The sequence below is a fragment of the Methylotetracoccus oryzae genome, from assembly GCF_006175985.1.
GTDB lineage: Bacteria > Pseudomonadota > Gammaproteobacteria > Methylococcales > Methylococcaceae > Methylotetracoccus > Methylotetracoccus oryzae.
In genome coordinates, this window is record NZ_SRSH01000012.1 from 162,912 (window position 1) to 172,117 (window position 9,206).

General features: G+C 67.6%; 6 protein-coding genes. 1 reads left to right on the top strand and 5 read right to left on the bottom strand.

The genetic code is table 11. From position 1 onward, the window contains the following. Positions 1-65 precede the first annotated feature (65 nt). Positions 66-809, bottom strand: coding sequence for a protein-tyrosine phosphatase family protein (locus tag BWR02_RS13590; RefSeq protein WP_139558400.1), 744 nt, complete (start codon positions 807-809; stop codon positions 66-68). A gap of 143 nt (positions 810-952) precedes the next feature. Here BWR02_RS13590 and BWR02_RS13595 point away from each other — a divergent pair, with 143 nt between their 5' ends. Continuing rightward, complete coding sequence (locus BWR02_RS13595) at positions 953-1,630, top strand: YceH family protein (RefSeq protein WP_139558402.1); 678 nt, start codon at positions 953-955, stop codon at positions 1,628-1,630. 6 nt (positions 1,631-1,636) lie between these two features. Here the strand turns inward: BWR02_RS13595 and arfB are convergent, their stop codons facing one another. From arfB to BWR02_RS13615, 4 genes are all read right to left on the bottom strand, one after another. Further along, positions 1,637-2,113, bottom strand: a complete 477-nt coding sequence (gene arfB, locus BWR02_RS13600) for an alternative ribosome rescue aminoacyl-tRNA hydrolase ArfB (protein ID WP_236102231.1) — start codon at positions 2,111-2,113, stop codon at positions 1,637-1,639. Then, the gene (locus tag BWR02_RS13605; protein ID WP_139558404.1) at positions 2,110-5,853 is read right to left on the bottom strand and encodes an AAA family ATPase; all 3,744 of its coding nucleotides are present in this window, start codon (positions 5,851-5,853) and stop codon (positions 2,110-2,112) included. The genes arfB and BWR02_RS13605 overlap by 4 nt, the downstream gene beginning before the upstream one ends. After that, on the bottom strand, positions 5,850-7,091 hold the full coding sequence (locus BWR02_RS13610) for an exonuclease SbcCD subunit D (RefSeq protein ID WP_139558406.1): 1,242 nt from the start codon (positions 7,089-7,091) through the stop codon (positions 5,850-5,852). The genes BWR02_RS13605 and BWR02_RS13610 overlap by 4 nt, the downstream gene beginning before the upstream one ends. A 238-nt stretch (positions 7,092-7,329) precedes the next feature. Next, entirely contained in the window at positions 7,330-8,622 is a 1,293-nt protein-coding gene (locus BWR02_RS13615) for a thaumatin family protein (protein WP_139558408.1), read from the bottom strand. Positions 8,623-9,206: the final 584 nt, after the last annotated feature.

Here is a 9,206-nt window from a genome sequence, read left to right on the forward strand (position 1 = left end):
GCCACACGGCGACCATGGCCGTCCTGTGGCCTCGGCCGGCTGGCAGCCGGACCGCGGGGGAGCCTCTACGGCGCAAGGCGCCGGCAATCGAAGGAGCGAATGATGTCGACATCGACGCCTCGGTATTCGGGGTTGTCCTCGGTGGCACCTCCGGCATGGTGCACGTAGTCACGCCGGATGGTCTCCACGGGCGCACGGTTGAAACACTTCTGCAGCACACCGTAAACCTCGCCGGTGCGGTGAATGCCGCCCACGCAATGTACCAGCACGTTGCCGGGTGCCGCGCGTATCAGTTCGATGGCGGACGCGATGCGGGCCTGGATGTCGGCGATGGACTCAGTCGGCGTGGGGTAGTCGGACAGCCCCAGTATGCGAATGTAGCTGAGCCCGCCGAAGCGCGTGAATGCATCGGCTTCTTCGGCCGCGAGCGCCCCCTCGGCGATCAGGTCGCCCGAGTAGAGGTTGACGATCGTCCGGACGCCATGGCGCTTCACGAGTTGCTCCAGGCAGGCAGGGTTGCGCGCCAGCAGGGAGGATCGGAATACCGTCTTCGGGCCGCGCGGAAACCGGATCTCGGTGCTGCCGAGATTGTTGTGGCGCGTTACGAAATCCGTCAACGCGGCGCGGAAGGCCGCGCGATCCGTGTCATAGAGGGCTTCGAAACGGTGATTGGCTGCAATGAAGTCCGCGGTCGGAGGCAATCCGGTGCACGCCGGGGGGCGCGTCGGCGGGGCGGCCGCCATCGCTTCCAAAAGCAGCAGAGACAGGGTGGCGAGCAGCACGATGGCGGGCGGGTCGACGCGTGGCACCGGAGTTGAAGGGGGAGTGCCCCCGGTTTGCGCTTCATTCTGGCAACCGGGACGGTGCGATCGCAAGTGCCGCTTTTGCGAATGGACCGGGTGCGCGGATAATACCGGTCGCTTCGTTGCCAGCCTGCCGGGGAATCGCTGCCGTGAAGAGCCAACTGAATCCGATCGAGGCCCGCGTCATCGGGGCACTCATCGAGAAGGAAATTACCACACCGGATCAGTACCCCTTGTCGCTGAACGCGCTGACTGCGGCGTGCAACCAGAAAAGCAATCGCGATCCGGTGCTGTCGCTGACCGAGGCGGCGGTGCAGGAAGCGGTGGACGCGCTCCTGAAACGCTATCTCGTGGCGCGCGCCAGCGGCTTCGGCAGCCGCGTGGACAAATATCGGCACCGCTTCTGCAACTCCGAATTCGGCGACGTCAAACTTTCCGCCGAGTCGGTGGCGATTCTGTGCGAGCTGTTGCTGCGGGGGCCGCAGACGCCGGGTGAGTTGCGGACCCGTGCCGACCGGCTGTGCCCCTTGCGTGACGTGGCGCAGGTCGAAGCCGTGCTGGAGTCCTTGATGGCGCGCGAGGAGCCCTTCGTCGCGAAGCTGCCGCGGGAACCGGGCAAACGCGAGTCCCGCTACGCCCACCTGTTCGGTGGCGACATTCCGCACGCGGTGAGCGAACTCACCAGGGAAGGCAGCGCCCGGACGGCGTCACCGGCCGATGCCGGCGTCGAACAGTTGGCGGCGCGCGTCGACCAGCTCGCCCTGGAACTGGCCGAGCTCAGGGAGCGGCTGGCGGCGCTGGTTCCGGGTTTCGACGACACGCCCTGAGCCAATTCAGTCCTCGGGCTTTCCGCGCAGTGACTTGATCCGGCCGCGGCGCGTTTTCGCATCGACCCGGCGTTCCTGCGACGCGCGTGTCGGTCGGGTTGCCTTCCGCGGCTTCTCCGTCCATCCCGCGTTCCGTATCAGCTCCGCGAGGCGCTCCAGAGCATCCTCGCGGTTCTTTTCCTGGGTGCGAAAACGCTGGGCCTTGATCACGACCACGCCGTCGTCCGTAACGCGATGATCGCGCAATGCCAGCAGCCGCTGCTGGTAGAAATCGGGCAGCGAAGACGCGCGGATGTCGAAGCGCAGATGCACGGCGCTGGCCACCTTGTTGACGTTCTGGCCGCCTGCGCCTTGCGCACGGATAGCAGTCAATTCCACTTCCGACAGGGGTAGGCTCAGCCGATCGGAGATCCATAACCGGCTCGACGGCGCGGCCGTGGCGTCAGATGGCTGCGGACCCATGGGGCTGCCGTCGGCGCTCATCCCACCACCTCCACCCGGCTGTGCCCGCCGTTCAGCCGCGTGACCTGTATCTGTGTACCGATGCGCTCGGTCATCTCGCGGACATGCGATATCACACCGACCTTGCGCCCTTGCGATTGCAGGCAATCCAAGGCATCCATCGCGGTGGCCAGCGTTTCGGCGTCGAGGCTGCCGAAGCCCTCGTCGACGAACAGCGACTCGACCCGGACGCGGTCCGACGAGAGCGAGGCCAGTCCGAGCGCCAGCGCAAGCGAGACCAGAAAGGTTTCGCCTCCGGACAGCGAATGCACTGAACGGACCTCGTCACCCATGTCCTGGTCGACGACCATCAGTCCCAAAGTCTCGGGAATGCGCTCCAGGCGGTAACGCCGCGACAGGTCGCCCAGATGCCGGTTGGCGTAGGCTAGCAGCACATCGAGCGTCAGTTGCTGCGCGAAATTCCGGAACTTCTTGCCGTCGGCGGAACCGATCAGTTCGTTCAGTTGCGCCCAGACGCGGACTCGCGCTTCCTTGTCGGTCAGCGCATTGGCCAGGGCCTCGGACTGCCGCCGGCGGTCGTCGTCCTGCAGCAGCCTGACCTCCAACTCGGCCAGACGCTTGCGCTGCAAGGCCAGCGCATCGTTGGTGGAGTCGAGGCGGCTTCGCAAGACCGACGCCGATTGGTCGGTCCGGCGCTGGCGCTCGATAGACTCGCGCGAGGCCTGCCGTTCCTGCAGGACAGCCCGCTCGCGCTGACCAGCGGCGTCGAGCGCGGCCAGTGCCGCCCGCTCCGAGGCGATCCATACCGCATCGTGCCGGAGCAAGTGCCGCAGGACGCTCACGTCGAGGGCGGCGAGCTCGGGTGTCTCTGCCGGACGCGCGGCCAGCCAGGCCTCGAGTGCCCCGGTCGCCGTCTGATCCGCCGTCACGGCCGCAGCATGTTGCCGCGCGGCGGCGTCGCGCGTTGCCGTGGCATGCGCCAGGGCTTGCTCCGCCTGTTGCGCCGCGGTCTGGCGCTGTTCCAGATCGCGCTCCGCCGCGTCGAGTGACGTCTTCAGCTCGCCCTCGACCTCGTCGACCGGACGACCTCCGAACAGGCCGTGGCGTTGCTCGGTGGCCGTCCTCCACTGCGCGTCGACGCGTTCGTATTCGGCCCGTCGCGCAGTCTGGTCGGCGCATGTCTTCTCGACGGCTTTCTGCAGCGCGGCGATCTCGGCAGCCAGCCGCTCGGCGAGGCCTTTAAGCTCGACGACACGTCCCTGCTGCTGGCGATAGCGTTCGGCGCGTTCACGGCATTTCTGGTGGAACATATCCGGTGCCCGCTGCCACTCGGGTCGCCACGGTGCCGTCCCGGCCAAGGACGGTTCCAGGTCGTCGAGCAAGGCCGCGAGTTTCTGCCGCTGCAGCAGCAGCGCGTTCTGGGCGCTCTTGACCCCCAACTCGGCGCGCTCCGCCGCAGCTGCCGCTGCCGCTTCCTGCTGTTCTGCCACATGCCGTTGCGTCCGAGCGACCTCGAGCCGAGCCCGGGCTTCTTCGCGTTCGGCCATCGCGGTGCGCCACGTCTGTTCGTCGGACGCCAACGCATCGAGTCGGGTCTGGAGGGCGGATTGCTGCGCGGTGAACCAGGCCAGCCGGTCGTCTTCCGCCACGGCTTCGAGCTGCGAGGCCAACGGCCACGCCAGCCAGGAGTCGCGGGCCTTGGCGAGGGCGGCTTCGAGTGCAGGCCGCTGGGCTTCGCGGTCGAGCAACTGGGTGCGGGTCGAGTCCAGCTGCCCCCGCTCCGTGCCGACATCCGAGCGCAGCTTCAGCATGGCCTCACGGCAACGGCCGGCTTCGGTACGCAGCGAGTCCAGCATCGCATCGGACTGCGGCTTATGGGTTGCCCAGGGATGCTGGATCGAGCCGCAGACCGGGCAGGGCACCTCGGCAACCAGACCCGCACGCAACTCGGCCACGCTGTCGGCACAGGCCAACTCGGCCGCGCGCAGGGAACGCTCCGCCTGATCGAGCGCAGCCTGCGCCGGCGGTAACTGCCCCTCCCGTTGAGCGAGTTTCCGGGCGCCCTGCGCGATGCTGGCCTGCAGGGCCGCAGCCGAACGGTCGAGTTCTCGCTTGCGCCGCAGCGCGTCGAACAGCACGCGCCAGATTTGCTCCCCGCGCACGTGCTGGTCGCGCTCGGTTTCGGCGGCTCGCTTCGCCGCGGCCAGCGCCGCCGCATCGAACGCGGACAGGGCGTCGGATGCCCGGGCCAGGTTCCGCTCGGCCGCGCCGCTTTGCAGTTGCGCTGCCGCCAGGCGCTCGGACGTCTCCGTGAACGCGAGGCGAGCTTCCTCGGCCTGCCGCTTCTGCCGCGCCAACTCGGTTTCCGCGCCCTGGCATTCGGCACGCGTCCTGGCGGCCTGCTCCAGCAGGGTGTGCCAGCGAGGCCAGTCGACCGCAAGTGTCTGCTCGTCCGCATGGGCCTCGAGCCACGCCACCGTGGCCCCGTACTCCGTCGAGGCATCGACCGCTGCGGCTTGTTTGGCGGCGAGAGCCTCCTCGGCCTGCCGCGCATCGTGGTCGGCGGTTATGCGGGCCTGTTCGGCGCCGGCGCGCCGCTCGGCCAGCAAGCCAATCTCGGTATCCAGCGAACGGGCGCGGTCGAGTCCCGGTTTGGCCCCGAGTTGCCTTCCCTCGGCCAGGCGCCGCCGTTCCCTGGCCGCGGCAAGCTCCCCGGCCGTGCCCGACCTGGCCTGTGCCGCGGTGACCACGGACTGCTCGGCCCGAGCCAGCGCGTCCTCGCTCTCCGCTCGTGCAGCGGCGGCGCGGTCCTGTTCGTTCAGCAAGGGACGGGCATCCTGCACCGCCGCCACGGCCGCGAGCTGGGCGCGCCGCGCAGCAGCGGCTTCGATGGCGGCCACGGCTTCGCGCGCGGCTTCGGCAGCCTGGGCTTCCGCTTCGCGCGCGCGTTCGAATTCCTCGTGCCATCGCAGGCCGGCCTCGGCCTCGGACCGGGCCTTCTCCAACCCGGCCAGCGCGTGCTCGGCGGCTGCCTTGGCCGACGCGAGCTCGGCTCGGGCGGGCGCATTCAGCGGCTGACAATTCGCCTGCTGGTCGCGCAACTGCCGCAGTTCTTCCAGTTCCCGCTTGCAGCGCTCGAAGGCGCGTCGCGAGATACCGGTGAAGGTGTCGGTGCCGGTCAGGGTTTCGAGCAGTTCGGCACGCTCGTTGTCATCGGCCTTCAGGAAGTTCGCGAACTCGTTCTGCGCGAGCAGCACGGCGCGGGTGAACTGCTCGAAGGACAGGCCCAGTCGGGCCTCGATTTCCCTGAGCGCCTCGGTCTTGGTGCCCCCGATCGCCGGTCCATCCGGGAGCCTCGACAGCCGCATCTCGCTGGCCTGCAGCTTCCCGTCGCTGCGGCCGCGCGCGCGACGGACGCCCCAGCGGCTGCGATAGGGCTGGCCGTCGTTGCCCACGAAATCGACTTCCGCATAGCCCTCGTGCGCGCCGCGGCGGAGCAGGTTGCGCGGGTCCTGCGCGCTGACGGTCTCGTCCCGCACGTCCGGGAGGTTGGCGCCGCGGCCCCCGCCGGCCCGTGCCAGGCGTGGCGTGCAGTCGTATAACGCGAGGCACAGCGCGTCGAGCAGCGTGCTCTTGCCGGCTCCGGTTGGACCGGAGATCGCGAACAGACCGCTGGATGCCAGCGGCTCGGCCGTGAAATCGATGGCGAAGTCACCGCCCAGCGAGGCCAGATTGCCGCCGCGGATGGCGAGGATTTTCATGGCGCGCTCTCGTCGGCCCTGCCTTCCAGCAGTTCGCCGAAGGCATGCAGCAGCGGTTCGGGCGGTTCGGCATCGTATTGGCGCGCGTAAAGGCGCCGGAAGATGGTGACCGGCTCCAGGCGGCCGAGGTCGTTCAGCGACAGAGCCGGCGTCTCGGCGCCGAGTGCTCCGGTGCCCGGGTAAGTCGTTTCGATCTTTGCGAGCCGCACCGGTTTGTCGGCCAGCGCCGCTTCGATGCGGGCGCGCAGGCCGGGTTCCGGCGCGTCGAGCCGCACCCGCACTTCGAGATAGGGTTGTGCTTCGGTCGGAAGCTGCGGCAAATCCAGGTGCGCCAGGGTGTCCAGGACGCTCGCGGCGGGTTCGGGCTGCGGCGGAATGCGGAGCAGATCGACGGCACGCGGAATGCGCAGCGGCTCGATCGCGGCCGCCTTTTCGCCGTCCAGATCGATCCGCACGACTTGATGGGGGTAATCGATCTCGGTGAACGACATCGGCAACGGACTGCCGCTGTAGCGCACGTTCCAGCGCCCCGCGATGGTCTGGGCCCGGTGCAGATGCCCCAGCGCCGTGTAGGCGAGCCGCATATCGAACAGGTCCGCCGACAAGGCTTCCGCCCCGCCGATGACGATGCGGCGCTCGGACTCCTCCGACACCGCGCCGCCATGCATATGGCAGTGACCCAGCGCGATGATCGCCTGTCCCGACTCGCGTCGCGCTAATGCCCGTTCGAGCAACTCCCGATAAAGCCGCGCGACGCCTCCCGCGTAACCGGTGTCCGCATCGCCCGCGGGCACATCGCCCGGCCGCAGGTAAGGCACGGCGAGACACCAGGCCCGGATGCGCCCCGCGCGATCAGGCAAGGGCACCAACAGTCGATCGAGGTCGATCCGGCCGTCGTCAGCCCGGGTCACATGTCCGACGACGGTGATGCCGAAGGCGTCGAACAGCGGCGACGGCGCTTCCAGCCGCCCCGGTGAATCGTGGTTGCCCCCGATCAGCACCACCTGCAGCCACGGGGCGCGCGCCCGCGCGGCACTGAGAAAGCGGTACAACTGCCGCTGCGCGGCGGACGACGGGTTCGCGTTGTCGAACACATCGCCGCAGAGCAGCAGCGCGTCCGGCTGCTCGGACTCGATCGTGCCGGCGAGCCAGTCCAGAAAGCGGTCGTGCTCGTAGGTTCGCTCGAATTGATGGAGCGACTGCCCGAGATGCCAGTCCGACGTGTGCAAAAGGCGCATGGAGGGTCGAAGCCTTGCGTCGCCCCGGAATGGGGTCGAAAGGCCGCTATTCTAGGAGCCGGTCGGCCCCGGGGCCAGCAGTGATGTTGAGCCCGGCTGAGACGACCCGGCAGGGCAGGTGTGAAGCAGGGAAATCAGTGCGCTATACAGCACCGTGCCGGACGCGCGAGGCGCCCGGCCGGTGATAGGGCAGCGTCCGAGGAGCGCACCTTTGGTCGCGGCCATCCGCTGCCCCGAGTCAGTCCGTGATCGCGAACGTGAAGCTGCCGTTGGGATCGCACGCGAAGTCCCCGTTCGTGTCGTCATAGGCCCATGTGTAGGTATTGACCGAATTGGCGTGCAGGCTTTCGACATAGGGCAGGGCGTTGTGGTCGAGTCCCTGGCTGATGCATTCGCTCTTCTGTGAGTAGGCGCCGGCGCAGCAGACGAGATCGGCGTCGGCGGCACCGTGCTTCTTCGCGTGCGTGCAGTTGCTGTAGCAACCCTTGAATGCCCCCGTTTTATTGACCAGAAGCTCCTCGGGACAGACGCTCTTGAGCGTATGGCCGGCCGTGCGCGAACGTTCGGACAGCAGCCCCGTCATATCGCGTTGCGGCCCGTACAGCGTGTAGCGAGTGATGCCTCGGGCGTTCACATGGCTGCAAATCGTGGGCTTCGATGGCCGGATCGACAGCCCGAAGTTGTAGCCGTCGACCAGGGACGAATCGATGTTCGTCACACCGACGCTATGATCGGAGGCTGTATAGCGCGTGGCGCCCGATCCCGTCGGCGGGTTGTCCGTGGGGTAGAAGGTCGGCTCCATCACGATGGAATAGATGTTGCCTCCGGCATCACGTCCGGTGTTGAACCAGTGGCCTTGGCTGGTCTGGAAGCCGGTGACGAACCAGGCGCCCGAGTTGATGCCGCGTTCCGGAACGTCGATCACGCGGGGTCGACCCTTCCGCACGATCCGGTCGCCGGTACCGGTGCATCGGCCAGTGCGCATGTCGTTGAACTGGTCTGCACCATTGATGCAGAGGGCTCGATACCGCGTGTCGTTGCGAAAGGTGAGCTGCCGCGCGGCGGTCAGAACCCGCGCTTTCGGTGCCGGTAACGGCGCAGCCGTTGGGTGGGTCGCAAAATTGGCCCCCAGCGAGATCACCGACACCGCCGCCGTCGACGAGCGCTGGATGACGCCCGCGCCCGAGCAGGTGGTCGCACTGGCGTTCAGCGTGCCATCCGCCTTGATGGCGAGCCTGCAGGAGAACCACTGCTGAGTGGTCGGATTTTGTTGAAAGAAGGCGTAGGTCGTTTCGACCCCGCCGGTCCTGAAGAAGCTGAGCGGGGCGATGCTCGGCAAGCCTTGCTGCGCCGGCACCACCGTCACGTAGCTGGTCTGCATCTGAGTGGCGCATGCGGCGTCGTCGCAGCGGTAGACGTAGGTCGGCGCGACCGGATTGGCGTACTGAATCGTGACATGGGAAACCGCGTGCGCTCCCTGCGACTGCGCGAGGAGTAACCCGCCGAGTGCGATCGTGATCAAGGATTTCATGCCTGGGGCCCTCTGTTCGGGGTAACGACCTGGCCGATCAGCTTTACGCGGCCACAACGGAGCTTGGCCGGTAACGACGCGTCAACACGCAGTCGGCACCGCATGGGAAATGTAGGACAGACCTCGACGATGAGCCGGCGGCCGAGGTCTGCACAGGCTTTTCCAGCGCGTTTCGAGCGCGGCAGCTGGGAGTTCGGCCCGTCGGTTCCCGCAGGGCGACCGAACCCAGGCTTCGACCCCACCAGTCCCTTGCCCCATGTCATTCCCGAGCAAGCGGGAATCCATTCCCCAAGGTCATGCCACCGTTAGGCCACCGCGTCACTCGCGCAAAGGCGCGAATCCACCGCCTTCTCTTTGCTCGGTTCGTACTCGCGGGTGTGCAGGGATCGCGTTCTTGCTGTGGCGAGCGGAGCCGACGACCCGCGCCTGCGTCCATCCCGCCAATTCCCACGCCGTCAACATCGGAAGTTTTCAAGGTAGTTGTCGCCTCGGTGCTTAAGCTTCATGCGGCTTTTTGGGACGGTTGGGTCAGCTCCTTGTCAGGGTGGTCAGGCGTGTTGGTCTGGTCCGGGTTCAAGTGAACG

Coding starts and splice junctions, on each gene's coding strand:
- arfB (WP_236102231.1), bottom strand. CDS start 2,113: ATGAGCGCCGACGGCAGCCCCATGGGTCCGCAGCCATCTGACGCCACG.
- BWR02_RS13605 (WP_139558404.1), bottom strand. CDS start 5,853: ATGAAAATCCTCGCCATCCGCGGCGGCAATCTGGCCTCGCTGGGCGGT.
- BWR02_RS13610 (WP_139558406.1), bottom strand. CDS start 7,091: ATGCGCCTTTTGCACACGTCGGACTGGCATCTCGGGCAGTCGCTCCAT.
- BWR02_RS13615 (WP_139558408.1), bottom strand. CDS start 8,622: ATGAAATCCTTGATCACGATCGCACTCGGCGGGTTACTCCTCGCGCAG.